Genomic DNA, 26,370 nt, shown 5'->3' with positions numbered 1-26,370 from the left:
CGCCCCTCGCGAGGCGCCATGCCCGCTCAAGGCGGGCCAGGTGATCAGCGCTTCTTCGGCGCCAACACCATGATCATCTGCCGGCCTTCCAGCTTGGGCATGTTTTCCACCACAGCCACGTCGGACAGCTCGTCGCGAATGCGTTCCAGCAAGCGCATACCGATGTCCTGATGGGTGATTTCACGACCGCGATAACGCAGCGTGACCTTGCCCTTGTCACCATCCTCGGCAATGAATCGGCGCAGATTGCGCATCTTGATCAGGTAGTCGCCCTCGTCCGTACCCGGGCGGAACTTGACTTCCTTGATTTCGATGACCTTCTGCTTGGACTTCGCCTCGGCAGCGCGCTTTTGCTCGATGTACTTGAACTTGCCGTAGTCCATCAGGCGACACACAGGAGGCGTCGCGGTGGCGGAAATTTCGACAACGTCCACATCCAGTTCGCCCGCCATGCGCAAGGCTTCGTGGATGCTCACAATTCCGAGCGGCTCGTTCTCAGGCCCGTTCAGACGGACTTCAGGAGCCATGATTTCGCGATTCAGCCGATGCTTACGCTCAGGAATGGCTCGACGGTCAGCAAATGTAGCGATGGTGCATACCCTTCAACGAGCCTCAAGGCAGGAGGCCCAAACAAAGCAAAAGCGCGCCTGACTGACAGCCATCAGACCTTGTCGGCGATGTCTTGGGAGGCCTTCGCAATGAAGTCTTCCAGAGGCATCACACCGAGGTCTTGGTTGCCGCGGGCGCGCACCGCAACGGCTCCGTTTGCCTTTTCCTTGTCGCCGACGACGAGGATGTACGGAACCTTTTGCAAAGAATGCTCGCGGATTTTATACGTGATTTTCTCGTTCCGCAAATCAGCCTGGACTCTAAGCCCTTGTTTTTGCAGCGATTTCACGATTTCAGCGACGTAATCGGCCTGCGCATCCGTGATATTCGCCACCACCACCTGCACCGGCGCCAGCCAAACCGGCAATGCGCCGGCATGCTGTTCGATCAGGATGCCGATGAAACGCTCCAGGCTGCCGACGATAGCTCGGTGCAGCATGACCGGGGTCTTGCGCTGGCTGTCCTCATCGACAAACTCAGCATCCAGACGCGAAGGCATATTGGAATCGATCTGGATGGTGCCGCACTGCCACTGGCGACCCAGGGCATCCTTGAGCGCGTATTCGATCTTGGGTGCGTAGAAGGCACCCTCGCCATGGGCGATCTCGAACTCGCAGCCCGAGCGGCGCAGCGACTCCATCAGCACCTGCTCGGTGCGATCCCAGTACTCGTCCGTGCCAATGCGCGCCTCGGGGCGAGTGGCCACCTTGTAGACGATGTCGGTGAAGCCGAAGTCGGCATAGACCTTCTTCAGCAGTGCCGTGAAATTGGCGCACTCGTCGAGGATCTGGTCTTCGGTACAGAAGATGTGACCATCGTCCTGCGTGAAACCGCGCACGCGCATGATGCCGTGCAGGCCGCCCGTCGGCTCATTGCGATGGCATTGCCCGAACTCACCGAAGCGCAGAGGCAGGTCGCGGTAGCTCTTGATGCCATGCTTGAAGATCAGGATGTGACCCGGGCAGTTCATCGGCTTCAAAGCGTAGTCCCGCTTCTCCGACTCGGTGATGAACATATTGTCCCGGTACTTGTCCCAGTGACCGGACTTCTCCCAAAGGCCCTTGTCCAGAATTTGCGGACCCTTGACCTCTTGGTAGCCGTTGTCACGGTAGACGCGGCGCATGTACTGCTCGACTTCCTGCCAGACAGTCCAGCCCTTGGGATGCCAGAACACGGTGCCGGGCGAATGCTCGTCGATGTGAAACAGATCCAGTTCGCGGCCCAGCTTGCGGTGGTCGCGCTTCTCGGCTTCTTCCAGGCGTAGCAGGTACTTCTGCAGATCGTCCTTGCTGGCCCAGGCTGTGCCGTAGATGCGCTGCAGCTGCTCATTGCGATGGTCGCCGCGCCAGTAGGCGCCGGCCACCTTCATCAGCTTGAAATGCTTGAGCTTGCCGGTGGACGGCACGTGCGGACCACGGCACAGATCGGTGAAAGCCCCTTCGGCGTAGAGCGACACATCCTGGTCGGCCGGGATGCTCTCGATGATCTCGGCTTTGTAGGCTTCGCCGATGCTCTTGAAGTAGGCCACGGCCTCGTCGCGCGGCAAGACGGAACGGGTGACCTTCTCGTCCTTCTTGGCCAACTCGCCCATCTTCGACTCGATCGCCGCCAAGTCTTCGGGCGTGAAGGGGCGCTTGTAGCTGAAGTCGTAGTAGAAGCCGTTCTCGATCACCGGGCCGATGGTCACCTGCGCCTCGGGGAACAGCTCCTTGACGGCATAGGCCAACAAGTGGGCCGTCGAGTGACGGATGACTTCCAGGCCGTCGGCGTCCTTGTCGGTGATGATGGCCAGCTGCGTGTCGGCCTCGATCAGGTGGCTGGTGTCCACCATGCGTGCGGCCTCGCCCTGCCCCACACGCCCCGCCAAGGCGGCCTTGGCCAAACCCGCACCAATGGAAGCGGCCACTTCGGCCACGGTCACCGCCTGAGGAAACTCACGCTTGGAACCGTCCGGCAATTGAATCGAGATCATCTGAGCTGCTCCGAAAGAATCTGAAGCCCTGCAAGTGCAAGGCCGAAAAACAAAAAAGCGCGGCTGTCAGAGCCGCGCTTTTTCTTGGGTTGCTGCCCGCAGGCAGCTGAGTAGGGACGTGTGGAAGCCGCGGCCGACTAAACCTGTGGAGGTGTGGTCGTAGTTCGCGGTGTCATAACCATCGTGCCTTTCTCGCCCTTGTTCGTTGAAGAGATCTCGATTGTAGCCAAGGAATCAGCGCCGACGCTGCGAGCGTTCGATCTCGTGGCCAATGACCGCGCCGGCGACGGCACCCACGGCCATGCCCAAGGCAGGATCCTCCCCGCGCGCCAGTTCGTGGCCGACCACAGCCCCGACCACACCCCCAGTCACCAGGCCGACTCCACGCGCCGGGCCGTAGCCGCGCCCTTCGTAGCCATGGTGATGGTGATATCCGCCGCCATGACGCGGCGGCAGGACGATACAGGCACTGAGGCTGAACGCCAGACCGAGCATGAGCGCAGCACGCAGCACCAGACGGAAGACAGAGCGAGGCGACATATGAAATCACTCCAGATGGATTGAGTTCATCTGCAACGCCGGTGCCTGCTCCGCGGTTGGCCGCGCTTGCGAATGCTTACAAGTGCCGGGAGTTCAGTGCGGCCCGCTTCACAGCGGCAGAGCCTGCACGCTGGACGCAGCGCAAGCCTGGGCAAATTCGTCGCGCAGGCGCTGGCTTTCGGCAATCGCCTGCAGCCAGACCCGGGCCCGACCAGGGGCATCGTCGCCAAAGTGCTGGAAGTCCGAGCGGTCGGGCAGCTTGGCGCGCGGCAGGCTGCGCACCCAGTCGGGATGCGGCGCCAGCAGGACCACATTGTCGAGAAACGGCGTCGCGCCGTGGCGGCGCTTCCAGGCCTTGTCCAGCCAGCCCGGCACCACCTGGCGCTGGAAATGTGGGTAGAGCACCAGGCCCTCGCCCGCCATGGCGGCGTAGTTCAGATGCAAGTGGTAGTCGGTGATGCCACCGTCCCAGTAGGCGCCGCGCGGTGCGCCAGGTATGTCTTGCACCGCCTTCAACCAAAAGGGAATGGAACAACTCGCCAGCAGGCTGGGCTGGAAGTTGGCCGCATCCAAAGCCACCTGCTGACTCGGGTAGTCCGCCAAAGGCAGGGGCAGCGGCGTGCGCGCATCCGAGAACAGCACCCGCTCCAGCCACCGTCCCATCACCGGTCGAGCCAGGGCATTGGCCGCGAAGGCGCCGGCATAGCCCAAAGGCGTGCGCAGCCGCCCTTCCCGGCTCAGCAGCAAGCCACGGCCACGTGAGGTCAGTATGTGCAGGCGCCAGCGCGGATGGCTGAGCACGGCCGCCTCGCGCCCGCCAAAGACCTCGTCGAGCTTGGCCGCGAAAGAGGCCGACACCGAGGCGGCGCTGGGCGGCTTGCCCGGCTCGCTGTCGTAGTGCTGGTGCACATATTCATGGGACAGGCGGGCAAATTCGGCTTGCGTCTCGGCCGCGTCGGCGCTGAGGCAGGCTGTGGCGATGCGCCATGCGCCGATCGAGGCCCCGATCAAGTGCACTTCTTGCTCGCCGCGCAGCAACCAGTCACCGAACAGAAACTGGTCCAGTGGGCCGAGGATCAAGCCTTTGGGACCACCAGCCGCGGCCGGCACCACGCGCACATCCTCAGGCCGCAGGCCACGCTCGGCCAAGCGAGCGCGGACCCTCGGGCCGGCGAAGATCTGCAGCGCTGGGGTGCTCATCGGCGGCGCAGTTCCTGCATCAGAGCTTCATCTCCAGATTGATACCGAAGAAGCTACGACCCTTGCGCACATTGCCGCTGCCATAGCCGCTGCTGAGCAAGGTTTGCGATTCAGCATCGAGCGGCGCCAGATTGTTGGCCGACACGCGCATGGACAAGGTCTTGCTGAAGGTCCACTGGGCAAACATGTCCAGCGCGCGCGAGCGGGACTGTTCAACCGTCTGACTCAGGGTCTGCTGGGTCGCATAGCCCGGGGTGTAGGCCAGGCTGGCGCCGGTGACCAGGGGCAGATCGCTGAAGCGATAGTCGAAACCCAGGTTGCCGGACCAGGGCTGCTGGCCATCCAGGCGGTTGTCCGGGCCTGGCAAGGCGTCGACCTTGGACTTGTAGTAGCTCAACGACGCACGCAGATTGAGGGCGGTCTTGGCGTCAAACCAATCGGGCATCAGCTCACCGGCGCGACCCTTGATTTCCAGCTCCAGGCCGGTGGTCTGGGCCTTGGAGAAATTGGTCGGGCGCGAGACATAACGCGGCACGCTGGCCCATGAGACGGACGACAGGCTGGTGACGTTGCGGACCAGGTCGTTGACCTTGCGGTGGAACACGCCGACGCTGAGCATGCCGCCGCCGGTCAAGTATTTCTCGTAGGCCACGTCCAGGCCGGTGGCCAACTCGGGCTTGAGCAGCGGGTTGCCTTCGCGGTCTGGCGAGATCTCGGTGTTGGGCTTGCTGGTGTCGGTGAACAAGCTGCTCAAACTGGGGCGGGCCAGCAAGGCATTCAGGTCCGGCGCCTTGTAGCTGCGAGTCAGGCTGGCGCGAATCAAGTCCTTGCCCTTGGGGTCGAACTTGTAGTTCAAGTGCCAGAGCGGGGTCAGCACCGTGCTGGTATTGCGCACCGGCTCGGCCAGGCCGCGGCTCTCGGTGATGATGCGCTCGCTGCGCAGGCCCAGGTAGGTGGACCATTGCGGCGACAGCTCCCATTCGTCCTGCACAAACAAGGCCTGGCGGGTGATGCGGGCGCCAAAAGGCTGGCCGTCGAAATCGGGCAGCTGGGGCTTGCCGGCTTCGCTGACCGTGCGGTCTTCCTCGCGGCGGCGCCATTCCAGGTCCCAGCCCACAGTCAGGCTGTGGTCCTCGCCCAGCAGCTGGCCGAACTTGCCCGCCTGGGTGAAACCGCGGTCGGTGTTGTCACCGACCGCACGGCGCAGTTGGCTGGCTGGCAGAAAGGTCTGGTTGTCGAAAGTGCCGCGCGAATGCTGCACGCCACCCTTGAGTTCCAGCTTCTGCTCGTCATTGAAGCGCTTGGACCAGACCGCGTTGCCGCGCAGGTTCTGCCAGGTGCCGTGGCTCAGGCTGTCGTCATCGAGCACCGCATTGGGACTGCTCGACACGAGCTCGTAGCTGCTGCGGTTGTTCCAGAAGCCTTTTTGCAAAAAGGCTTGCAGGGTCAGCGTTTCCTCGTCGCTGATCTTCCAGTTCAGGCGTGGCGCTGAGTTGAACCCATGGCCCCAGTTGGCCTGCTCACCTTGCTGCACGCTGTCCGACACCAGACCATCGCGGCCAGGCATGTGGCGGCTGCTCTGCACATCGTTTTGACCGCGCCACTGGAAGAAGGACAGTGGCACGGACACCGCTGCCGAACCGATCTTCTCGCCCAAGGTGAAGGTGGCCGAGGGCGTGGGGTGCACGGCGCTGTAGCCGATGCCCAGTCGCAAATCGCGCTGCGAGATGCGCGGTGCGTCCTTCAGGATGATGTTGATGGCGCCAGCCACAGCCTGCGCGCTCTGGTCGGCCGTGGGCGCCTTGGTCACTTCGATGCGCTCGACCTGCGAGGGGCTGAGCTGGCTCATGTCGAAGCCCGGGGGCGCCGGGTCGCCGTTGATCAGGATCAGGGTGTAGCCCGAGCCCAGGCCACGCATGCGCGGGGCGCCGCCCTGCATATTGACGCCAGGCAAGCGCTTGAGCACGTCGGCCACATTGGTGTCGCCGAACTTGTCCATTTCCTCGCGGCCGTAGACCTGCTTGGCCACCGGCGCCTTGCGACGCAGATCGGTGTCGCTCTGCGGGCGGGACGTCAGCTCCACCCGCTCCAGCTTGTTGCCGGCCGCCGGTCGGTTGTCACCCAGGCCAGGCAAACCTTCCTGCGCCGCCACCATCGATGCGCTCAAGGACAAGGCGCTGGTCGCCAACAGCAGGCGACAGGCCCGATTCACGGAAGTGCGAGACAGAGAATTCAAAGAGGACTCCAGGGACAAGCATGACAACAGGGCGGCAGCTTAACGAGCCCGCGTGTCGCAGTCTGCCTGCAGCCGACCAAGCGCGACTTGTTGGGGCTGATTTGCGGCCCAGATGCGCCAACGGCGGCCGGGCCGACCGCTCATCCGCCCCGCTGGCCTCAGCTCGGCTTCTTGAATTTGGCGAAAGCCGCCGCCATGGCGCCGCCCGCTGACGGCTCGGGCGCGCGTGCAGCGCCCTGCCCGGCTCGGCCGCCGCCCGAGCCCATGCGCTCGTTGCGCCCTGCCGGGCGGTAGCTGTTGTCCGGCTTGCTGCCGGCACGCGGCGTCGGCGCGTCGAGCTTCATGGTCAGCGACACGCGCTTGCGCGCCAGGTCCACCTCCAACACCCTCACCTTGACGATGTCGCCGGTCTTGACCACCTCGCGGGCGTCGGTGACGAATTTATTGGACAACTGGCTCACGTGCACCAGGCCATCCTGATGCACGCCCAGGTCCACGAAGGCGCCGAACTGGGCGACGTTGGACACCGTGCCTTCGAGCACCATGCCCTCCACCAGGTCCTTGATGTCGTCCACGCCTTCGTTGAAACGGGCGACCTTGAAGTCCGGGCGCGGGTCACGGCCTGGCTTTTCCAGCTCGGTCAGGATGTCCTTGACCGTGATCGCGCCGAATTTCTCATCGGCAAAGGCCTCAGGCTTGAGAGCCCGAATGACATCGCTCTTGCCCATGACCTCGGCCGCCGGCTTGTTGACGGCCTTGAGGATGCGCTCCACCACCGGGTAGGTTTCGGGATGCACGCCCGAGAAATCCAGCGGGTTCTCGCCATCGCGGATGCGCAGGAAGCCGGCCGATTGCTCGAAGGTCTTGGGGCCAAGGCCGGCGACATCGAGCAGCTGCTTGCGGCTCTTGAAGGCACCGTTGGCATCGCGCCAGCGCACGATGGACGCGGCTACCGTGCCGGACAGGCCGGACACGCGCGAGAGCAGCGGGGCCGAGGCGGTGTTCAGGTCCACGCCGACCGAGTTCACGCAGTCTTCCACCACCGCGTCCAGAGTCTTGGCCATGGCGCTCTGGTTGACATCGTGCTGGTACTGGCCGACGCCGATGCTCTTGGGGTCGATCTTGACCAGCTCGGCCAGCGGGTCCTGCAGGCGGCGGGCGATGGACACCGCGCCGCGCAGGGTCACGTCCAGATCGGGCAGCTCCTTGGAGGCAAACTCGGAGGCCGAATAGATCGAGGCGCCGGCCTCGCTGACCACCACCTTGTCGATGGGCGTGCCCGGGGCCAGCTGCTGGATGCGTTTGATCAAGTCGCCGGCCAGCTTGTCGGTCTCGCGGCTGGCCGTGCCATTGCCGATGGCGATCAGGTTGACGCCGTGGGTGGCGCAGAGGCGGCCCAGGGTGTGCAGCGAGCCTTCCCAGTCCTTGCGCGGCTCGTGCGGGAACACGGCGCAGGTGTCCAGCACCCGGCCGGTGTCGCTGACCACGGCCACCTTGACGCCGGTGCGGATGCCCGGGTCCAGGCCCATGACCACACGCTTGCCGGCTGGCGCGGCCAGCAGCAGGTCGCGCAGGTTTTCGGCAAACACCTTGATGGCCACAGCCTCGGCTTCCTCGCGCAGGCGCGAGAACAGATCACGCTCCAAGCTCATGGACAGCTTGACCTTCCAGGTCCAGGAGATGGTCTTGCGAATCAGGGCGTCGCCCGGGCGTGTGCCCATGGTCCAGCCCAGGTGGCGAGCGATACGCCCCTCTGCCAAACCCGGTTGGCCGGCCACCACCTCTTCGTCCAGCGCCAGCTTGGCGTCCAGGATCTCCTGCGTGCGGCCACGGAAGACGGCCAGCGCACGGTGCGAGGGAACGGTGCGGATCGGCTCGTCGTAGTCGAAGTAGTCGCGGAACTTGGCGACATCGGGGTTCTGCTCGTCCTTGCCGTCCATCAGCTTGGACTTGAACAAGCCCTCGGCCCACAGCCACTCGCGCAGCTTGCCGATCAGCACGGCATCCTCGGCCCAACGCTCGGAGAGCAGGTCGCGCACGCCGTCCAACACTGCAAACGCGTCGGCAAAACCGGCGTCGGCGTTGACGAAGGTGGCGGCCTCCGTCATCGGGTCCAGGCCGGGGTCGGCAAACAGCTTGTCGGCCAGGGGCTCCAGGCCGGCTTCGCGGGCGATCATGCCCTTGGTGCGGCGCTTTTGCTTGTAAGGCAGGTAGAGGTCTTCCAGCTCCTGCTTGGTCGGCGCGGCCAAGATGGCAGCCTGCAGCTCGGGCGTGAGCTTGCCTTGCTCCTCGATGCTCTTGAGCACGGCGGCGCGGCGGTCTTCCAGCTCGCGCAGATAGGCCAGGCGGGCCTCGATATCACGCAGCTGGCTGTCGTCCAGCCCGTCGGTCACTTCCTTGCGGTAGCGGGCGATGAAGGGCACGGTGGCGCCGCCATCGAGCAGCTCCACAGCGGCGTTGATCTGGGCCGGGCGAACGCTCAGTTCGGCGGCAATTTGAAGCAGGATCTTGTCCAAAACGTCGGCGAGGCAGTCAAAACAGGAAGCGGCGGAGTGTGCCACAGGGACCCGGCGGTAGCCGCGCGGCCGGACCGCCCAGGGATTCACTGGCCCGGCCTAGGCCCAAACAGCCGGCTCCAGCAAGCGTCACACATTTGCGCCATATTGCGAGGCGCTTCACGCCACGCGGCCGCCTGCGCGCAAGCCGCACTTGTCCACCTCAGCCCACCCGCCACCATGATGCACACCCTCCGTCACCTGCCCAGCGCCTGCCTGATCGCTGGTCTGGGCCTGTTCAGCGCCACCCCTGCCATGGCCCAGGCCTTTGACACCGCCCGCATTTACGGCGCAGCCCCCGAGCGCGACGGCGGCCGCATCGGCCTGGTCGCGCTGGCCGGCCATGCCTACCAGGGCTCGAAGAAAAGCCGGGCCATGCTGGTGCCCAGCCTCGACTACCAATGGAGCAATGGCTGGTTCGCCGGCACCAGCAATGGCCTGGGCCTGAATTTCTCCAAGCAAGCCCAGTTCAGCTACGGCCTGCGCCTGACGGCCGATTTCGGCCGCGATGAAGACCGCTCGCCGGCCCTGCGCGGCATGGGCGACATCGAGTTCCGCCCCGAGATCGGTGGCTTCTTCAATTACAGCCCCAGCCAGAGCCTTGCCCTGACCAGCTCCTTGCGCTATGGCTCCGGCCAGGATCGCAAGGGCCTGCTGATCGACCTGGGCGTGGCCCACCAGATCCCGCTGGATGCGAGTTGGCGCCTCGGTCTGGGCGCCGCCCTGACCCTGGCCAACCGCGAGGCGCTGCAGTCCTACTTCGGCGTCAGCGCGGCCCAGGCGGCGAGCAGCGGCTATGCGCCCTACTCCGTCGGCGCCGGCCTGCGCGATGTGCGGGCCAATGCTTCAGTGACCCACATCCTCAGCCCACGCAGCAGCGTGACGGCCGGCCTCTCGGTCAGCGCCCTGCAGGGCGATGCCAAGAACAGCCCGCTGACGCACCAAAAAACCAGCGTCAACGGGCTGCTGGCCTTCGGCTACTTGTTCTGACCCTGCGCGCGGCGGCGCTGCACCAGCCCCAGGCCCAGCAAGCCCGCCAGCGTCATCACCAGCGCGCCGGGCTCGGGCACGGCGCTGACCTGCAAGCTGCCGCGCCAGTCGATGGGCAGATTGTTCGCCGCTTGGGCATAGCCCAGGCCCAGATTGAGATTGCCCTCAGGGCCGCTGATCTGCAGCCAGGCCTCGCCCGCGCTCAGCAGCTCGAACTGCAGCGCCCCCAGGTTCAGCCAGGATTGACCGGCTGCCGCGACACCCGGGAAGTTCGACGCACCGATCTCGCCGGGGCGCAGAAAGCCGCTGTCATCGCTCCAACCTTCGGCTGCGGAAAAGCCCTTGAAGCGCAACTGGCTGGGGTCGAAGTCAAGCTTGAAACCGTAGAACAAAAACACATCGTCGGCGGCACGGCCGGCGAAGGGTTGATCCAGGCGGATCGCCACGTTCAGGGTCTGGCCCTGCTGCGCCTCAACAGGCAATTCCAGCCGAACAAGCGGCTCCAGCGGCAGGCCGGTGGGCGTGATCGCGCCGGCAGCGAAAGTCTGGGCTGAAGCCAGAGACGAAGCCAGGAGGCCGGCGGCGCCCAGCAGGGCGGTCGCCAGGCTCGGGGCGCCGAATTTCAAGAAGGTGCTCGGTGTGCGTGTCATGGTCATGTTCCTGCGTTGGGTGATCAGGGCTTCTGCTGGCGGAAGATGTCGAACCAGGCGCGGTAGTCGGCCTGGGTGATGCAGTTGTCCGCGTCGAAATTCGCCAGGGGCTGGTAGCGGCTGTCGCCGACGCAAGCGCCCATGGCAGCGCGCTGGGCCTCGCGGTCGGCGGCGTCGATGCGGCCGTCGCCGTTGATGTCGCCGCGTTTGAGCAAGTGCAGGTTCAGGCGCGGGGCCGCTTCTTCGTAGCCATCGTTCAGGAACAGGCCGAAGAAGTACTCGCCCTCAGGGAAGCCAGCAAGGCTGAAGCTCTGGCCGCCGGCCGGCGCGGCCACATAGTTCCACTTCAGCGAGCCCGGACCACCGGGCACCATGCCCTTGCGGTAGAAGCCCAGCCAATGCTTGTTGCCGGCCGGCAGGCCCTGCCAGCTCAGATTGATGCTGTCGCCGATGCGGGAGACGCTGGCCGAGGCGTTGAAGCGCACCGGGTTGACCGGCGGCGGCGTCGGCACCAGCACCGGCGGCGAGTCCTGGGCCAGGGCCAGGCCGTTGAGCACGGGGTCGGTGTAGTCCAGGCCTGCGCCTTCGACATGGCCGGCCAGGCGGCGCCAGTACAGACTCTCGCCTTCCAGTGTCACGCCCAGGTCGTACCAGCCGCGGCTGGCATCCACGCTGCGCGTCTCGCTGTGGCTTTGCTGCGGCTGCAGCGTCAGCTCCAGCAGCTTGCCTTGGCCATAGGCCAGATCCACCAACTGGAGGCGCAAGACCTGGCTGCTGGTGTTGCTGAACTGCAGGCGCACGCTGCGGCTGGCCGGCTCTTCGCGCAGGCTCACCTCCAACTGGCGCGCTGCGCTGCCCAGCGCACCGCTGAACTCGCGCACAAAACCGTTCTGGCCATGGACCTTGAGCTGGTAGCGGTCGCCGCTCCAGTTCCAGACCTCGCGCTCGACGCGCGAGCCGGCGGCCAGGGTGTAGTGCCAGGGGCCGTCGCTGCGCAGGGCGGAGTAGACGATGAAGGGCTCAGCCACCGTGCCGCCATTGCCGAAGCTCAAAGCGAACTGGCGGGCCGTGCCCTGCACGGCGCCATCCACCTCGGCACGGTAGGGCATGGGGCAGGCCGGACGCGGCTGGCCGGTGCTCACCTGCTCCTGGCGCGGCAGCACCTGGGTGGCCGGCGGCCAGGCCGGCGCAGTGGCCTCGTACTTGGGGTACTCAGCCGTGCGCGGCACGCCGGCCGGCCAGGTCTGGTTCGGCTCGTCGAAGTTGAAGACGCTGAGCAAGTCACCGCACACCGCACGGCGCCAGGGCGAGATATTGGCGCACTGCACGGCCGCACGCTGCAGGCCCTTGCCCTGCACCAGCCATTCTTCAAGGAAACGGATCTGCGAGGTGTGGTCGAAGAGCTGGGAGTTGACGCGACCGCCCTTGCTCCAGGGCGAGATCACCAGGGTCGGCACGCGCGGGCCCAGGCCGATCGGTTCGCTGCCGTTGTAGACCTCGCCCTGCAGGCTGTTGGCCACCGTGCTGCGGCCGCGGCCGGCGTCCATGGGCGGCACGTTTGAGGGCATGTGGTCGAAGAAGCCATCGTTCTCGTCGTAGGTGATGATGAGCACGGTCTTGGCCCAGACCTCAGGGTTGTCGACCAGGGCGGCCAGCAGGCGGGCGCTGAAGTTCTCGCCGGCATTGGGCGTGGGCGAGGGATGCTCGCAGTACTCGGTCGGCGCACAGATCCAGGACACGGCCGGCAGGCGGCCGGCGCGCACATCGGCGGCAAAGTCATCGATCAACCACTGGCCGGTGGTTTGCGCGGCATTCGAGGCGTTCGAGCCCGGGGCCATGGCGCGGCACTTCTGGTACAGCGGCGATTCGGGCGTCAGCTTGCGGCCGGCCGCGTCGACGCGGAAGTTCTTGAAGTACTGCAGGTAGTTGTCGCCGTAGTTGTCCCACTCCTGGTAGACCTTCCAGCTGACGCCTTGCGCCTCCAGCACCTCGGCATAGCTTTGCCAGCTGATGCCCTGGGCAGCGGGGTTGTCGTTGGCGATGTCGGCGTTGTAGGTGCCGTTGGTGACGTTGTAGAGCCGGCTGTCGGGGATGCCGGTGACGTAGCCGGCCGTGTGGCCGCTCAGGGCATAGAAACGGTTCGGGTCGGTGGGGCCGAAGACCGAGCAGTGGTAGGCATCACAGGTGGTGAAGGCATCGGCTAGGGCGTAGTAGAAGGGCAGATCGCCGCGGTCGAAGTAGCCGAGAGACATGGATGTCTTCTTGGGCACCCAGGCGTTCCAGTCCTTCCAGGCGGCTTCGGTGCCCTTCCAGTGGTGGTCCAGGCCGACGTGCAAGGCGTTGGTGTTCTTGACGTCGTAGTGGTAGGGCAGCACATGGCTGCTGCCGCTGGGCTGGAACCAGACCGGCTTGCCCGAGGGCAAGGTGATGGCGCGTGGATCGCTGAAGCCGCGCACGCCGGCCAGGCAGCCGAAGTAATGGTCGAAGGAGCGGTTTTCCTGCATCAGGAAGACCACATGCTCGATGTCGCCGAGGCCGCCGCTGACGTGGCTGGCCGGTGTGGCCAGGGCGCGGGCGATGGTCTGGGCAAAGCTGGGCGTGCTGGCCAGGCCGGCAGTACCGGCAGCGGCGGCCAGAAAGCCGCGGCGGGAGGGGTTTTGAATTGTTCTGCTCATGGCGGTCTCCAGGCCGACCGCACAAGCCAAAAAGCGCGCACGGCCGGGGGTGAAAACCGCCGATTCTGAGAACCCGCGATGTCAGGCGATCCAGCGTGGCATGAGCTATTCAGACCATGCGCATGCAACCCTGTGCGAATGTCAGACCGCGATGCCCGCGCCGCGCTGCAGATGGCGCGCCGCGCCCTCACCTGCCACCCAGCCACTGGCCATGCTGGCTGTGAGCAGGTAGCCGCCGGTGGGCGCTTCCCAGTCCAGCATCTCGCCAGCGCAGAACAGGCCCTGCAGGCGCTTGATCATCAGCTGCTCGTCCAGCTCTTCCAGGCGCACGCCGCCGGCCGTGCTGATGGCCTCGGCCATCGGCCGGGTAGAGGCCAGGCGCAGCGGCAGGCGCTTGATGGTGCGGGCCAGAGTGGCTAGGTCGGCATACTCGTCCTTGCTCAGGACTTCGAACAACAAGCCGGCCTTCAGCCCTTCCAGACCGAGGCGGCTTTTCAGGTGCGTGGACATGGAACGCGAGCCGCGCGGGCGGGCCACTTCGTCCATGACAAAGCTGTCGCTGCGATCGGGCAGCAGGTCCAAATGCATCACCGCCTCGCCGAACTCGGCGATCTCTTCGCGCAGCAGGCTGGAGGCGGCGTAAATCAGCGAGCCCTCGACGCCGCTGGAGGTGATGACGAACTCGCCCTGGCGGGCAAAGCGGCGGCCGCTGCGACCCTGGAAATGCAGGGCCACCGGCTTGACCGGCTGGCCGGCAAAGCGATCGGCAAACAGCGGCGACCAGCCCGGCTGCGGCCGGCCCTCGCGGGCCAGGCCCAGATTGAAGCCGCAGTTGGCGGCGCGCAGGCCGGCGATGTCCACCCCATGCGCGGTCAGCAGCGGCACCCAGCCAGCGTTGGAGCCCAGTTGTGGCCAGGACGCGCCGCCCAGGGCCAGCACCACGGCGCCGGTGTGCGGCAGGGTCAGCTGCTCATCCCCGTGAGCGAAGCGCAGACAGCCCTCTTCGTCCCAGCCCAGCCAGCGGTGGCGCATGTGAAAACGCACTCCGCTGTTGCGCAAACGGGCCAGCCAGGCGCGCAGCAAGGGCGCGGATTTCATGTCCACCGGGAACACCCGACCGGAACTCCCGACGAAGGTGTCCACGCCCAGCTCGGCCGCCCAAGTGCGCAGGGCCGGGCCGTCGAAGTGAGCCAGCCAAGTGCCGACTTCCTCGCAGCGTTCGGCAAAGCGGCTGCGAAAACTCAGGCTGTCCTCGGAATGGGTGAGGTTGAGGCCACCCTTGCCGGCCAGCAGGAACTTGCGCCCCACCGAGGCCATGGCGTCGTAAACATCGACCACCATGCCGGCCGCGCGCAGGCGCTCGGCGGCCATCAGCCCGGCGGGTCCACCGCCGATGACGACGGCATGGCGGGAATCGATGGCTAGTGGGGATACAGACATGAAATGGCGAGTTCGGAGTTGGGCCGGGAGTGTGCCAGATCGCGCCGCCAGGACCGGCTTTAGGCCTCAGGGCGGTGTGACTTCCCGCCGCATGTCGATATGTTCAATGTCATCGTCCAGATAGGGCTCCGACGTGGCGACAAAACCCAGACTGACATAGAACTCGCGCAAATAGCTCTGCGCCTGGATCTCCACCGCTTGGCCCGGCCAGTACTCAGCACAGCCGTGCAAGGCCTGCTCCATCAGAGCCCGGCCCGCGCCCCGACCGCGTGCGGCCGGCGAGGTGACCACCCGGCCAATCATGGGCTGAGTCTGGTCCGAGCCCTTGGTGCCGGGCGGCACCAGGCGGGCGTAGGCCAGCAACTCGCCGCTGTCCTCGTCCTGGCCCAGCAGGTGCAAGACCGCCGGGTCATGGCCGTCTAGATCCAGGTAGACGCAGTCCTGCTCCAGTACAAAAACCTGGGCGCGCAAGGCCAGGGCGGCATACAAGTCGTGCACGCTCAAGCCCTCGAAAGGCAGGCAGCGCCAGCGCAAGGTGGAGTCGGCCGCCATCAGACCAGCTTCACCAGCTGCTTGCCGAAATTGCGGCCCTTGAGCAGGCCGAGGAAGGCCTCGGGCGCCGCATCCAGGCCTTGTGCCACCGACTCGCGGAACTTGAGCCGGCCGCTGGCGACCAGGCCACCCAGTTCCTTGAGCGCCTCAGGCCAGAGCTCCATGTGCTCGCTGACGATGAAACCCTCGACCTTCATGCGGTTGGTCAGGATGAGCTGCGGGTACTGCAGAGGGATGGGCTCGCCGTTGTAGCCAGAAATCATGCCGCACATGGCGACGCGGCTGAAGGCATTGGCGCGCAGCAGCACGGCGTCGAGGATGAGCCCGCCGACGTTCTCAAAGTGGCCGTCGATGCCGTCCGGGCAGGCGGCCTTGAGCGCTTGCGAGAGCGAGGCCAAATCGGGGTGCTGCTTGTAGTCGATGCAGGCATCGAAGCCCAACTCCTCGACCACGTAACGGCATTTCTCCGCCCCGCCGGCCAGGCCAACCGCCCGCGCACCGCGCGCCTTGGCCAATTGGCCCACCACCGAACCGACGGCGCCGCTGGCCGCACTGACCACCACGGTCTCGCCGGCCTTGGGACGGATGATCTGGGTCAGGCCGTACCAGGCGGTCACGCCGGGCATGCCGACCGCGCCCAGATAGGCCGACAGCGGAATGTGGCGGGTGTCCACCTTGTTGAGCACGCCGCGCTGGTTGGCATCGACCACGAAATGCTCTTGCCAGCCACCCATGCCCACCACCGAATCACCGACCTGGAAGGCGGGGTTGCGCGAGGCGATCACCTCGCCGGCGGTGCCACCCAACATGACGGCATCCAGGGCTTGAGGTGCGGCGTAGCTCTTGCTGTCGTTCATGCGGCCGCGCATATAGGGGTCCAAGCTCAGGAAATGGTTGCGCACCAGCACCTGGCCTTCGGCCAGCTCAGGCAGGGCCTGCTCGACCAGGCGGAAGTTGTCCAAGCTCGCCTCACCCTGGGGGCGCGAAGCCAAAACGATTTGACGGTTGAAACTCATGAAAGGACTCCTTGTACTGACTGGCTCCGGATTCCACCATGGGCCGCGGTCACCCGGTGCAAAACAGGCGACAAAAAGGGCCGGACACAAACTCTCCTCAAGCCGGTCGTGCTGCAGCCGATACCCGGTAGGTCACCGTTTGCTCGGACCCGGCCCCGCCACGCCTGCACTGGCCACGGGGCAAGAGACAGACCCGTGGGAGTGAAGCAGGCCACCCAGAGGGCCGAATTTCGACACATTCACGTTGGAGACTCTATGCAGCTGTCTGACTACAAGATTTCCACCAAATTGGTGGGCGCATTCACCGCGGTCGCCCTGATCGGCGCCGTCATTGGCACGGTCGCGATCATGAATATGAAGCGCATCAACGATGCCGACACCAAGCTCTATGAGCAAGAGCTGCTCGGTCTGTCGCTGACCAAGGAAGCCAATGTGCGGCGCCTGCAGGCCGTGGTGGCCGTGCGCGACGCCATCCTGGCCACCGACGCGGCCGAACGCGAGCGTGCCCTCGGCCTGATGAACGAATCGCGCAAGCAATGCAACGATTTGCTCGATCAAGCCGGCAAGCTCTATGTCACAGACAAGGGCAAGGCCGAGCTGGCCTCCCTGCGCAGCCATTGGGCCAAGGACCAGCAGGTGGCCCAGGAAATGATCAAGCGCATTGGCGTGACCGAGCTGTCGGGCTCCACCGATGCGATCAAGTTCATCAAGTCCGACATGACGCCTCAGGGCGTGCTGGTCGACCAGACTCTGACCGGCCTGACCCGGCTCAAGGAAGATGAAGCCAAGGCCTTGTCCAAAGCCAATGACGAGCTTTACGCCAGCAGCCGCAACACCACGATCGCACTGATCGTGCTGGGCGTGATGGCCGGCATCGGCCTCGGCTTGGGCATCAGCCGCCATGTCACCGCGCCCCTGGCTCGGGCCATGGATGGCGCTCAGCGCATGAGCGAAGGCGATATGACCGTGGACCTGCGCAACGAGGGCCGCGACGAAACCTCACAGCTGCTGCAAGCACTGGAGGCCATGCGCAGTCGCTTGCTGGAGATCGTCGCGAATGTGCGCGACAACTCCGAGAGCGTGGCCACTGGCGCGGGCGAGATTGCCCAGGGCAATGCCGACCTCAGCCAACGCACCGAGGAGCAAGCCAGCGCCCTGGAAGAGACCGCCGCCACCATGGACGAACTGGGCTCGACCGTGCGCAACAACGCCGACAACGCCAAGCAGGCCAATCAGCTGGCGCTCGGCGCTTCGCAGATCGCCACGCGTGGCGGTGATGTGGTGGGCGAGGTGGTCGAGACCATGCGCGGCATCAACGACAGCTCGAAGAAGATCTCCGACATCATCAGCGTCATCGACGGCATTGCCTTCCAGACCAATATCCTGGCTCTGAATGCAGCCGTGGAAGCCGCCCGGGCCGGAGAGCAAGGCCGCGGCTTTGCCGTGGTGGCCAGCGAGGTGCGCAACCTCGCCCAGCGCAGCGCCGATGCGGCCAAGGAGATCAAGTCACTGATCAGCGCCAGCGTCGAGCGCGTCGAGCAGGGCACGATGCTGGTGGACCGCGCCGGCACCACCATGACCGAGATCGTCGGCGCCATCAAACGCGTCAGCGACATCGTCGGCGAGATCAGTGCCGCCAGCAGCGAGCAAAGCTCGGGCATCGCCCAGGTCGGCGAGGCGGTCACACAGATGGACAAGGTGACCCAGCAGAACGCCGCCCTGGTCGAGCAGAGCGCGGCGGCCGCCGAGAGCTTGCGCGTGCAGGCCTCGCAGCTGGTCCAGGCCGTGGCGGTGTTCAAACTTCGTTGAGAGCCCTGAACTTTCGCGCAGGGCCGTGGCTGCGTGGCGTCACAGCCCTGGCCGGCCTGCTGTGCTGGGTCGGCCTTCTGCTGCTGCCCCGCCCCGCCCAGGCGGCCGAGCTGCGCATCTGCCAGGCCGACCCCCAACGCTATGCCTACCGCATGGCCTTGACACGTCTGATCCTCGAGCGCACCGAGCGACCCGGTGAACGCTCGCAGCTGCGCGCCTACGCTGACGGCCCCGATCCCACGCAAGAGCGCTGCTTGGGTCTTTTGCGCCAGGGCCAGGTCGATCTGGCCTACCTGCCGCCCAGCGAGGAACTGCTACGAGAATTCAGCAGCATCAAGATCGACTTGCACAAAGGCATGCTGGGCTACCGGCTGCTGCTGATTCACAAGAAAGACCGCGCCCTGTTCGAGCAGGTGAACAGCTTGGCTGATCTGCGCCAGTTGACCGGAGGTTTCGGGCGGCAATGGGCTGACTTCGGCATGTTCGAGCGCAACGGCCTGCCGGTGGTCGGGGTGGCGCAAGGCAGCGCCTTGCTGCCCATGTTGCAAAGCGGGCGCTTCCACTACTTTCACCGCGGCTTGCATGAGGCCTGGGCGGAACTGGAGGCCAACCCCGAGATCAAGCAATTGATGGTCGAGCCGCGCATCGCCCTGCACTACCCCTTCCCGGTCTACTACATGTTCCGCGCTGACAAGCTGGCGCTGCGTCAGCGCTTTGAAAAAGGGCTGGAACGCATCCAGGCCGACGGCAGCTTCGACCAGCTCTTCCTCCAGCATTTCCAGACCATCGCCCGCCGGGCCCGACTGGATTCACGCACCGTCATCGAGATCGAGCAGCCCCTGCCTCAGGGCCTGCCGCCCGTGGACACGCAGCTGTGGCGCAAGTCCTGATCACTCGCTACTGCGGCGCTGCAAGGCTTTCAAAGCTCGCCCCTGGGTGGGCAAAGCGCGCAAGTACTTGAACGTGGCGGTGGCGTGAGCCACCAGCTGGCCATCCTCGCCGAGGATGGAGCCTTCGCAGAAAGCCATGGTGGTGGAGCGGTGCAGCAGCTTGCCCAGGGCACGCAGCTCGCCTTCGCCAGGGCGCATGAAGGAGGTCTTCATCTCCACCGTCACCACGCCCGGGCCCATGCCCTCGGCCTTCATGTGGATGCTGCGCGCCGCATGGGCCATGGCCACGTCCAGCATGGTCATGAGCACGCCGCCATGGGCCACCTCCCAGCTGTTCAGGTGCCCCTCGGAGAGATCCACCCGCAGCTCGGCCTGGCCGTCTCCCATGCTGTGCAGTTCCAGGCCCAGCTGTTCGACGAAAGGGATGTGGACGGGGAATTGAAGAGGCATGGCTGTGGAAGATGAGTGAACGGGTGAACAGGTGAACCGGTGAATTCACCCCGGCATTCTCACCCGTTCACCCGTTCACCCCCTCACCACTTACCCCACCTCGACCGCAGCCAAATCATCACCACCCCGATCAGCACGGCCACACCGCCTTTGATCGCCAGGATCCAGCCCAGCAGCTCGGCATCGCTCAGGCCCTGCTTCATCAAAAACACCCCCAGGATGACGGCCAGCAGGCCGCCGTAGATCAAGACCCAGATCAGCGCCTCGACATGGCCCAGCCAGCGCGGCGGCGGGCGCTCCGAATGGTCTTCTTGCTCCTCCATCTGGGCGAGCCCTCCCCGGCTCAGAACCACCCATCCTGCATCTCGCGGCACAGCGGCTCGCGGCTCTCAACCACGGCCAGCCAGGCGCCGATCTTGGGCAGCTCATAACGATAGAAATACGCGGTGGCGGCGCGCTTGCCTTGCGCGAAGTCCGAGTTCACCGCTGCATCGTCCAGCGCCAGTGTGACATCCAGCCACAACCAGGCCAGCACCCCGTGGCCAAAAGCCTGCAAATACGGTGTGGCATTGGCCAGAGCGACCTCGGGCTCGCCCGTGGCCCAGGCGGCCTTGCTGGCCCGGCCCAGCTGAGCCAGTGCGGCCGCCAGCTGATTGCCCTGGGCCGCCAGGGCCGGCCGCTGCAGGGCCGCCTCGACCGTGCGGTTGATGCGCGCGGCCAGCACGCGCAAGGCCTGGCCGCCGTTCAGCACCACCTTGCGGCCCAGCAGGTCCAGGCCGTGGATGCCGTGCGTGCCCTCGTGGATCATGTTCAGGCGGTTGTCACGCCAGTACTGCTCGACCGGAAAATCGCGCGTATAGCCAGCACCGCCCAGCACCTGGATGGCCAGGCTGTTGGCCTCCAAACACCATTCGCTGGGCCAGCTCTTGGCGATGGGGATCAAGACCTCCAGCAGCTGCGCCGCCTCGGCCGCCGCTTCCGGCGCCCCGGTCTTTTGCTCATCGACCAGGCGCGCGCAGAACAGCTCCAGCGCCAGCGCGCCCTCGACATAGCTCTTCTGCGCCAGCAGCATGCGCTTGACGTCGGCATGCTCGATGATCAGCTGCTGCGGCTGGGCCGCGTCCTTGACGCCCATTCCCAGGCTGCGACCCTGCGGCCGCTGGCGGGCATAGGCCAGGCTGGCTTCAAAACCGGCATAGCCCAGCATGGTGGCGGCCAGGCCCACGCCGATGCGCGCCTCGTTCATCATGTGGAACATGCAGCGCAGGCCCTCGCCGGGCTGGCCGACCAGATAGCCGATGGCCCCTGCCCCGCCTTCGCCAAAATTCAGCAGGCAGTTGCTGGTGCCGCGGAAACCCAGCTTGTGGTTGAGGCCGGCCAGGGCCACCGCGTTACGCTGGCCGTTCAGGCGGCCTTCGGCATCGACGCCATGCTTGGGCACGATGAAGAGCGAGATGCCGCGCGCGCCCGGCACCAGACGGCCTTGCGCATCGGGGATCTTGGCCAGCACCAGGTGGACAATATTCTCGCTCAGCTCATGCTCGCCGGCCGAGATCCACATCTTGTGGCCGCGCAGGCGGTAGCGCGGGCCCAGAGGGTCCAGTTCAAAGCCCTCGCCATCGGGCACAGCCCGGGTCTGAATGTCGGACAGGGAGGAGCCCGCCTGCGGCTCGCTCAAGCACATGGTGCCGAACCAGCGGCCCTGAAGCTGCGGCTGGGCGAACACGGCGCGCTGGCGCTCGCTGCCATGGGCCAGCAGCAGGTTGGCATTGCCCACGGTCAGCAAGGCATAGCCGCTGATGCCCACGCTGGCCTTCTGGAAAAAAGCATGGGCAGCGGTCTCGATCACGCAGGGCAGCTGCAGGCCGCCCTGGGCCTCGTCCTGCGAGGCGGCCAGCATGCCGGAGGCGATGTAGGCGTCCAGCGCCTGCTTGGTGGAGGCCGGCAGGATCACGCGCTCGCCGTCGAAGCGCGGCTCCTCGGCATCGCAGGCGCGGTTGGCCGGCGCGAACTGCTCGGCGGCGATGCGCTCGCAGCTGTCCAGCACGGCGGCATAGCCCTCCAGCGAATGCTCGGCAAAGCGCGGCCGCTCGCTCAGCGACTGGACCTGCAGCCAGTCGCGCAGCAGAAAGTCCAGGGTGGCGCGCAAAGCCATCACAGCACCTCGAAGACGCCGGCCGCACCCATGCCGCCGCCGATGCACATGGTCACGCAGATGCGCTTGGCGCCACGGCGCCGGCCTTCCAGCAGAGCGTGGCCCGTCATGCGCTGGCCTGAGACACCGTAGGGATGGCCCAGGGCAATCGCGCCGCCGTTGACATTGAGCCGCTCCTGCGGAATGCCCAGCCGATCGGCGCAGTACAGCACCTGCACGGCAAAGGCCTCGTTCAGCTCCCAGAGGTCGATGTCGTCCACCGTCAGGCCCAGGCGCTGCAAGACCTTGGGCACGGCGAAGACCGGGCCGATGCCCATTTCGTCGGGCTCACAGCCGGCCACCGCAAAGCCGAGGAAGCGGCCCAGGGGCTGCAGGCCTTCGCGCGCGGCCAGGGCCTCGCTGACCAGCACGCAGGCGCCCGCGCCGTCCGAGAACTGGCTGGCATTGCCGGCCGAAACCAAGCCGCCAGGCAGCGCGCTGCGCAGGTCCTTGATGCCCTCAAACGTCGTGCCTTCGCGCAGGCCTTCGTCATGGCTGACCGTCACTTCACGCGTGCTCAGGCCGCGCAGCTTGTCGGCCACGCCCATCTGCACGGTGATGGGGGCGATTTCCTCGGCAAAGCGCTCGGCCGCCTCGGCGGCGCAGGCGCGCTGCTGGCTTTGCGCGCCGTACTGGTCCATGCGCTCGCGGCTGATGCCATAGCGCTGAGCCACGGTTTCGGCCGTCTGCAACATGCTCCAGTAGAGCTCGGGCTTGTGCTGTTGCAGCCAGGGCTCCTGCGCCATGTGGCGGTTCATCTCGTTTTGCACGCAGGAGATGCTCTCGACCCCGCCGGCGACAAACACCTCGCCCTCGCCGGCCATGATGCGCTGGGCCGCCAGGGCAATGCTTTGCAGGCCGCTGGAGCAAAAGCGGTTGACCGTCATGCCGCTGACGCTGACCGGCAGGCCGGCGCGCAAGGCGATCTGGCGGGCGATATTGCCGCCGGTCGTGCCCTCGGGAAAGGCGCAACCCATCAGCACATCCTCGACCCGCTCGGGCGCGAGGCCGGCGCGGGCCACGGCGGCCTGCACCACATGGCCACCCAGGGTGGCACCGTGAGTCATGTTGAAAGCGCCCTTCCAGCTCTTGGCCAGAGGGGTGCGGGCGGTGGACACAATCAGGGCGTGGCTCATGGCGATTCAGCTCCGAAATTCTTGAGGTGTGGAGGGCTAGGCAGTGGTCAAGGCTGGAGGGGTTGTCAGCTGTTGAAGCTCTTGCCCTCGGCCACCAGGCGCTGCAGCAGGGGCGCGGGTTCCCAGAAGGCCGCATCGTCCTGCGGGTTGCGTGCCAGGCGCTTCATGGTCTGCAGCACATTGAAGAGGCCCAGGCTGTCGGCATAGCACATGGGGCCGCCGCGCCAGAGCGGGAAGCCATAGCCGCTGAGGTAGACCATGTCGATGTCCGAAGCGCGTTGGGCGATGCCCTCCTCCAGCAGGCGGGCGCCCTCGTTGACCAGGGCCAGCACCAGGCGCTCGACGATCTCTTCATCGCGGATCTGGCGCGGCTGCAGGCCCAGGGCGGCGCGGTGCTCGGCCAGCAAGGCTGCCACCTCGGGCGAAGGCAGGGCCTCGCGCCGGCCGGGCCGATAGTCGTACCAGCCGGCTTGGGTCTTCTGGCCGAAGCGGCCGCGCTCGCACAGGCGGTCGGCGCTTTGCGAATAGCGCTGCTCGGGCCGCTCGATCGCGCGGCGCTTGCGGATGGCCCAGCTGATGTCGTTGCCGGCCAGATCGTTCATGCGGAAGGGGCCCATGGCGAAGCCAAAGGCCTCGGCCGCGCGGTCCACCTGCTCGGGCGAGCAGCCCTCGTCCAGCAGAAAGCCGGCTTGGCGCGCGTACTGCTCGATCATGCGGTTGCCGATGAAGCCGTCGCAGACACCGGCCACCGCCGCCGTCTTGCGGATCTTCTTGGCCAGGGCCATGGCGGTGGCCAGCACATCGTGGCCGGTGGCCGCGCCGCGCACCACCTCCAGCAGCTTCATCACCTGGGCCGGGCTGAAGAAATGCAGGCCCAGCACATCCTGCGGGCGGCGGGTGAATCCGGCAATCGTGTTGATGTCCAGGGTCGAGGTGTTGGAGGCCAGGATGGCACCGGGCTTGGCCGCGGCGTCGATCTGCTCGAAGACCTGGCGCTTGACGGCCAGATCCTCGAACACCGCCTCGATCACCAGGTCGGCCTCGGCGATGTCGGCATAGCTGAGGCTGCCGCGCAGCAGGGCCAGGCGCGCGTCCAGCTTGTCCTGCTTGAGCTTGCCATTGCTCAGCTGCGCCTCGTAAGCACCGCGGATGCGGGCCAGGCCGCGCTCCAGCGCCTCGGCCTGGCTTTCCAGCAGCACGACGGGCAGGCCGGCGTTGAGGAAATTCATGGCGATGCCGCTGCCCATGGTGCCGGCGCCGATCACCGCCACCTGGCGGATCTCGCGCAGCGGCGTGCCGGGCGGCAGATCGGCGATCTTGGACGCCGCCCGCTCGGCCACAAAAGCATGGCGCAGCGCCTTGGACTCGGGCGTGATCATCAGGGCCGCAAAGCCCTCGCGCTCGGCGCGCAGGCCTTGCTCGAAAGGCAGGTTCACGGCCGCAGCCACCGCCTCCAGGCAGCGCAGCGGCGCCGGGAAGTTGCGGCTCTGCGCGGCCACCATGTTTCGAGCGAACTGGAAGAAGGCCTCAGGGTTGGCATGTGTGGCCGGCAGATCGCGCACGCGCGGCAGCGGGCGCTGCGCGGCGATCTCGCCGGCAAAGGCCAGGGCCGCCTCCAAGACCTCGCCGGCCACCACCCGGTCGAACAGCTTTTGCCCGGGCACCTGGGCCAGCAGTTCGGCCGCCACGATCTCGCCGCTGACGATCAGGTTCAGCGCCGCCTCGACACCGAGGGCACGCGGCAGGCGCTGCGTGCCGCCGGCGCCGGGCAGCAGGCCCAGTTTCACCTCGGGCAAGGCGACCTTGGTGCCGGCGGCCACCACGCGGTAGTGGCAGCTCAGGGCCAGCTCCAGACCACCGCCCATGCAAACGCTGTGCACGGCCGCCACCACCGGCTTGCTGCAGGCTTCGACCAAGGCCACCACGCTGGGCAGATTGGGCTCGCTCATGGCCTTGGGGCTGCCGAACTCCTTGATGTCGGCCCCGCCCGAGAAGGCCGCGCCGGCGCCCGTCATCACCACGGCCGTGACGGCCGGGTCCGCCTCGGCCCGCTCGATGGCAGCGACGATGGCCTGGCGTGTCGCCAGGCCCAGGCCGTTGACCGGCGGATTGTTCAGGGTGATGACAGCGGTGCTGCCGCGGACTTCGTAGAGGGTGGACATGGGCGTGCGTGGTGAATGGTGGGTGGCTTGGGGGTGAACAGGTGAAGAGGCGGCGATTCGTGGACAGGGTCTGTGTTTCACGATTCACGATTAGCGATTCACCTGTTCACCTGTTCACCCCAAAAAAGAACGATCGTTCGATTCTAGGCAGATGCACCCGGGCGGGTTGTCGCATCCGGATCAGGGTTAGCCCGAGTCGTCTGGCTTGCGCCTAATATGCGCGGCCTTCCAGAATCCAAACTTATGCGTCTTTCACTGCGTACTCCTCGGTTTCTTGCCGCAGCACTGCACCCCGACATCCCCAGCGATCCGGCGCTCTGCCCCAACTGCGGCAGCCGCTTTGCCGAGCCGCGGCCGAACTACTGTGGGGAATGCGGGCAGGAATCGCGCCTGCGCGCGCCGACGCTGGGTGAGTTCGGTCAGCAACTGGGAGGCGCCTACATCTCCATGGAAGGCGCGCTCTGGCGCACGCTCTGGCGCCTCTTCCTGCTGCCCGGACAGCTGACGCTGGAGTACTTCGCCGGCCGGCGCCGCCGCTATGTGCTGCCGCTGCGCCTGTACCTGACCATCAGCGTGTTGGCCCTGCTGGTCCTGCGCCTCGTGACCGCGCCGCAATTGGAGGCCCAGGCCGAAAGCGACGCACGCGAAGCCGCGGAGACGGCAGCCGCTGCTTCGGCGCCAGCGTCTGGGTCTGCACGGCCGCCTGCGCCGACCGCCAAAGCACGCCCCTCGGTGGTGGAACTGGAACCCGACGAAGAGCAGAACTTCCAGGTCGGCGGCCTGGCTGGCATGCGCTTTGGCATCAAGAACAAGAAATTCTTCTGCGAGCGCTTGCCCGAATCCATGTGCAAGCGCCTGGAAAAACGCCTGGCCCATGGTCGAGAGCACCTGAAGCAGGAAATCCTCGGTGTCATCCTGCGCAGCCTGAACAATCTGGGCGCCACGATGTTTGCGCTGCTGCCCGCCTTCGCCTTGTGGCTGAAGCTGATCTTCATGGACAAGCGTCTGCGCTACACCGAGCACCTGGTCTTCGCCCTGCATTTGCACGCCTTCTGGTTTGCCATGCTGATGCTGATGCTGGTGCCGCTCAGCGGCCTACAAGGCAGCGCTTGGCTCGCCACCATGGTCTACCCCTTGGTCGCCATCCAGCGGGTTTACCGCACCCGCTGGTGGAGCACCCTGCTGCGTGCCGCGCTGCTGGCCCTGCTCAACCTCTTCGTGACGACCTTGACCGTGGCCCTGCTTTTCCTGGCCACTCTGGTGAGCTGAGCCTAGGCACGGCCTCTGCGGGCCG

Annotated in this window: 20 protein-coding genes; 4 read left to right on the top strand and 16 right to left on the bottom strand. The window is 66.1% G+C overall.

Annotated features, from left to right (window positions below):
* Positions 1 to 44 precede the first annotated feature (44 nt).
* The 6 genes from infC to LNV23_RS08265 all read right to left on the bottom strand — a co-directional run bounded on the left by infC (position 45) and on the right by LNV23_RS08265 (position 9,073).
* Complete coding sequence (gene infC / locus LNV23_RS08290) at positions 45 to 590, bottom strand: translation initiation factor IF-3 (RefSeq protein WP_263518783.1); 546 nt, start codon at positions 588 to 590, stop codon at positions 45 to 47.
* Between the two features lie 71 nt (positions 591 to 661).
* Positions 662 to 2,581, bottom strand: a complete 1,920-nt coding sequence (gene thrS, locus LNV23_RS08285) for a threonine--tRNA ligase (protein ID WP_263562544.1) — start codon at positions 2,579 to 2,581, stop codon at positions 662 to 664.
* A gap of 234 nt (positions 2,582 to 2,815) precedes the next feature.
* On the bottom strand, positions 2,816 to 3,121 hold the full coding sequence (locus tag LNV23_RS08280; protein WP_263562543.1) for a glycine zipper 2TM domain-containing protein: 306 nt from the start codon (positions 3,119 to 3,121) through the stop codon (positions 2,816 to 2,818).
* A gap of 108 nt (positions 3,122 to 3,229) precedes the next feature.
* Positions 3,230 to 4,321: a patatin-like phospholipase family protein gene (locus LNV23_RS08275; RefSeq protein WP_263562542.1), complete on the bottom strand. Its 1,092-nt coding sequence runs from the start codon at positions 4,319 to 4,321 to the stop codon at positions 3,230 to 3,232.
* Positions 4,322 to 4,340: 19 nt separating this feature from the next.
* Positions 4,341 to 6,533 (bottom strand): TonB-dependent receptor plug domain-containing protein, encoded by a 2,193-nt coding sequence (locus tag LNV23_RS08270; RefSeq protein WP_263562541.1) that lies wholly within the window; start codon positions 6,531 to 6,533, stop codon positions 4,341 to 4,343.
* A gap of 182 nt (positions 6,534 to 6,715) precedes the next feature.
* On the bottom strand, positions 6,716 to 9,073 hold the full coding sequence (locus tag LNV23_RS08265) for a Tex family protein (protein WP_263562540.1): 2,358 nt from the start codon (positions 9,071 to 9,073) through the stop codon (positions 6,716 to 6,718).
* 219 nt (positions 9,074 to 9,292) lie between these two features.
* Here LNV23_RS08265 and LNV23_RS08260 point away from each other — a divergent pair, with 219 nt between their 5' ends.
* A complete protein-coding gene (locus LNV23_RS08260; protein WP_263562539.1) occupies positions 9,293 to 10,102 on the top strand; it encodes a MipA/OmpV family protein in 810 nt (269 codons plus the stop codon).
* Here LNV23_RS08260 and LNV23_RS08255 read toward each other — a convergent pair.
* From LNV23_RS08255 to LNV23_RS08235, 5 genes are all read right to left on the bottom strand, one after another.
* Positions 10,090 to 10,752 carry a cohesin domain-containing protein gene (locus LNV23_RS08255; RefSeq protein WP_263562538.1) on the bottom strand — a complete coding sequence of 221 codons (663 nt, stop codon included), beginning with the start codon at positions 10,750 to 10,752 and terminating at the stop codon, positions 10,090 to 10,092. The two genes, LNV23_RS08260 and LNV23_RS08255, sit on opposite strands and share 13 nt — an antisense overlap.
* 23 nt (positions 10,753 to 10,775) lie before the next feature.
* On the bottom strand, positions 10,776 to 13,427 hold the full coding sequence (locus LNV23_RS08250) for a phosphocholine-specific phospholipase C (RefSeq protein WP_263562537.1): 2,652 nt from the start codon (positions 13,425 to 13,427) through the stop codon (positions 10,776 to 10,778).
* A 141-nt stretch (positions 13,428 to 13,568) separates the two neighbouring features.
* Positions 13,569 to 14,867 carry a BaiN/RdsA family NAD(P)/FAD-dependent oxidoreductase gene (locus LNV23_RS08245; RefSeq protein WP_263562536.1) on the bottom strand — a complete coding sequence of 433 codons (1,299 nt, stop codon included), beginning with the start codon at positions 14,865 to 14,867 and terminating at the stop codon, positions 13,569 to 13,571.
* A 66-nt stretch (positions 14,868 to 14,933) separates the two neighbouring features.
* The gene (locus LNV23_RS08240; protein ID WP_263562535.1) at positions 14,934 to 15,419 is read right to left on the bottom strand and encodes a GNAT family N-acetyltransferase; all 486 of its coding nucleotides are present in this window, start codon (positions 15,417 to 15,419) and stop codon (positions 14,934 to 14,936) included.
* Positions 15,419 to 16,435, bottom strand: coding sequence for an NADP-dependent oxidoreductase (locus LNV23_RS08235; RefSeq protein ID WP_263562534.1), 1,017 nt, complete (start codon positions 16,433 to 16,435; stop codon positions 15,419 to 15,421). The genes LNV23_RS08240 and LNV23_RS08235 overlap by 1 nt, the downstream gene beginning before the upstream one ends.
* A gap of 255 nt (positions 16,436 to 16,690) precedes the next feature.
* Here LNV23_RS08235 and LNV23_RS23965 point away from each other — a divergent pair, with 255 nt between their 5' ends.
* The gene (locus LNV23_RS23965) at positions 16,691 to 18,244 is read left to right on the top strand and encodes a methyl-accepting chemotaxis protein (RefSeq protein WP_318023214.1); all 1,554 of its coding nucleotides are present in this window, start codon (positions 16,691 to 16,693) and stop codon (positions 18,242 to 18,244) included.
* Positions 18,241 to 19,134, top strand: coding sequence for a transporter substrate-binding domain-containing protein (locus LNV23_RS08220; protein WP_263562533.1), 894 nt, complete (start codon positions 18,241 to 18,243; stop codon positions 19,132 to 19,134). The genes LNV23_RS23965 and LNV23_RS08220 overlap by 4 nt, the downstream gene beginning before the upstream one ends.
* Here LNV23_RS08220 and LNV23_RS08215 read toward each other — a convergent pair whose 3' ends face one another.
* The 5 genes from LNV23_RS08215 to LNV23_RS08195 form a co-directional block, all read right to left on the bottom strand.
* Positions 19,135 to 19,584 carry a PaaI family thioesterase gene (locus LNV23_RS08215; RefSeq protein WP_263562532.1) on the bottom strand — a complete coding sequence of 150 codons (450 nt, stop codon included), beginning with the start codon at positions 19,582 to 19,584 and terminating at the stop codon, positions 19,135 to 19,137.
* Between the two features lie 83 nt (positions 19,585 to 19,667).
* Positions 19,668 to 19,907: a hypothetical protein gene (locus LNV23_RS08210; protein WP_263562531.1), complete on the bottom strand. Its 240-nt coding sequence runs from the start codon at positions 19,905 to 19,907 to the stop codon at positions 19,668 to 19,670.
* Between the two features lie 20 nt (positions 19,908 to 19,927).
* Positions 19,928 to 21,739, bottom strand: a complete 1,812-nt coding sequence (locus LNV23_RS08205; protein ID WP_263562530.1) for an acyl-CoA dehydrogenase — start codon at positions 21,737 to 21,739, stop codon at positions 19,928 to 19,930.
* Entirely contained in the window at positions 21,739 to 22,914 is a 1,176-nt protein-coding gene (locus LNV23_RS08200) for an acetyl-CoA C-acyltransferase (RefSeq protein WP_263562529.1), read from the bottom strand. The genes LNV23_RS08205 and LNV23_RS08200 overlap by 1 nt, the downstream gene beginning before the upstream one ends.
* A 65-nt stretch (positions 22,915 to 22,979) precedes the next feature.
* Complete coding sequence (locus LNV23_RS08195) at positions 22,980 to 25,076, bottom strand: 3-hydroxyacyl-CoA dehydrogenase NAD-binding domain-containing protein (protein WP_263562528.1); 2,097 nt, start codon at positions 25,074 to 25,076, stop codon at positions 22,980 to 22,982.
* A 243-nt stretch (positions 25,077 to 25,319) separates the two neighbouring features.
* Here LNV23_RS08195 and LNV23_RS08190 point away from each other — a divergent pair, with 243 nt between their 5' ends.
* Complete coding sequence (locus tag LNV23_RS08190) at positions 25,320 to 26,345, top strand: DUF3667 domain-containing protein (RefSeq protein WP_263562527.1); 1,026 nt, start codon at positions 25,320 to 25,322, stop codon at positions 26,343 to 26,345.
* Positions 26,346 to 26,370: the final 25 nt, after the last annotated feature.

The sequence above is a fragment of the Kinneretia sp. DJ1R-11 genome (assembly GCF_025717595.1).
Taxonomy (GTDB): domain Bacteria; phylum Pseudomonadota; class Gammaproteobacteria; order Burkholderiales; family Burkholderiaceae_C; genus Paucibacter_A.
Note: the sequence above shows the minus strand (reverse complement) of the source record. Positions and strands in the feature narration are given on the sequence as shown.

Excerpts from the sequence above, each read along its gene's own strand:
- LNV23_RS23965 (WP_318023214.1), top strand. The coding sequence starts at position 16,691 with ATGCAGCTGTCTGACTACAAGATTTCCACCAAATTGGTGGGCGCATTC.
- LNV23_RS08240 (WP_263562535.1), bottom strand. The coding sequence starts at position 15,419 with ATGGCGGCCGACTCCACCTTGCGCTGGCGCTGCCTGCCTTTCGAGGGC.
- LNV23_RS08260 (WP_263562539.1), top strand. The coding sequence starts at position 9,293 with ATGATGCACACCCTCCGTCACCTGCCCAGCGCCTGCCTGATCGCTGGT.
- LNV23_RS08200 (WP_263562529.1), bottom strand. The coding sequence starts at position 22,914 with ATGAGCCACGCCCTGATTGTGTCCACCGCCCGCACCCCTCTGGCCAAG.
- LNV23_RS08280 (WP_263562543.1), bottom strand. The coding sequence starts at position 3,121 with ATGTCGCCTCGCTCTGTCTTCCGTCTGGTGCTGCGTGCTGCGCTCATG.
- LNV23_RS08210 (WP_263562531.1), bottom strand. The coding sequence starts at position 19,907 with ATGGAGGAGCAAGAAGACCATTCGGAGCGCCCGCCGCCGCGCTGGCTG.
- LNV23_RS08190 (WP_263562527.1), top strand. The coding sequence starts at position 25,320 with ATGCGTCTTTCACTGCGTACTCCTCGGTTTCTTGCCGCAGCACTGCAC.
- LNV23_RS08205 (WP_263562530.1), bottom strand. The coding sequence starts at position 21,739 with ATGGCTTTGCGCGCCACCCTGGACTTTCTGCTGCGCGACTGGCTGCAG.
- LNV23_RS08245 (WP_263562536.1), bottom strand. The coding sequence starts at position 14,867 with ATGTCTGTATCCCCACTAGCCATCGATTCCCGCCATGCCGTCGTCATC.
- LNV23_RS08195 (WP_263562528.1), bottom strand. The coding sequence starts at position 25,076 with ATGTCCACCCTCTACGAAGTCCGCGGCAGCACCGCTGTCATCACCCTG.
- LNV23_RS08215 (WP_263562532.1), bottom strand. The coding sequence starts at position 19,584 with ATGCCTCTTCAATTCCCCGTCCACATCCCTTTCGTCGAACAGCTGGGC.
- LNV23_RS08275 (WP_263562542.1), bottom strand. The coding sequence starts at position 4,321 with ATGAGCACCCCAGCGCTGCAGATCTTCGCCGGCCCGAGGGTCCGCGCT.
- LNV23_RS08255 (WP_263562538.1), bottom strand. The coding sequence starts at position 10,752 with ATGACACGCACACCGAGCACCTTCTTGAAATTCGGCGCCCCGAGCCTG.
- LNV23_RS08250 (WP_263562537.1), bottom strand. The coding sequence starts at position 13,427 with ATGAGCAGAACAATTCAAAACCCCTCCCGCCGCGGCTTTCTGGCCGCC.
- LNV23_RS08235 (WP_263562534.1), bottom strand. The coding sequence starts at position 16,435 with ATGAGTTTCAACCGTCAAATCGTTTTGGCTTCGCGCCCCCAGGGTGAG.
- thrS (WP_263562544.1), bottom strand. The coding sequence starts at position 2,581 with ATGATCTCGATTCAATTGCCGGACGGTTCCAAGCGTGAGTTTCCTCAG.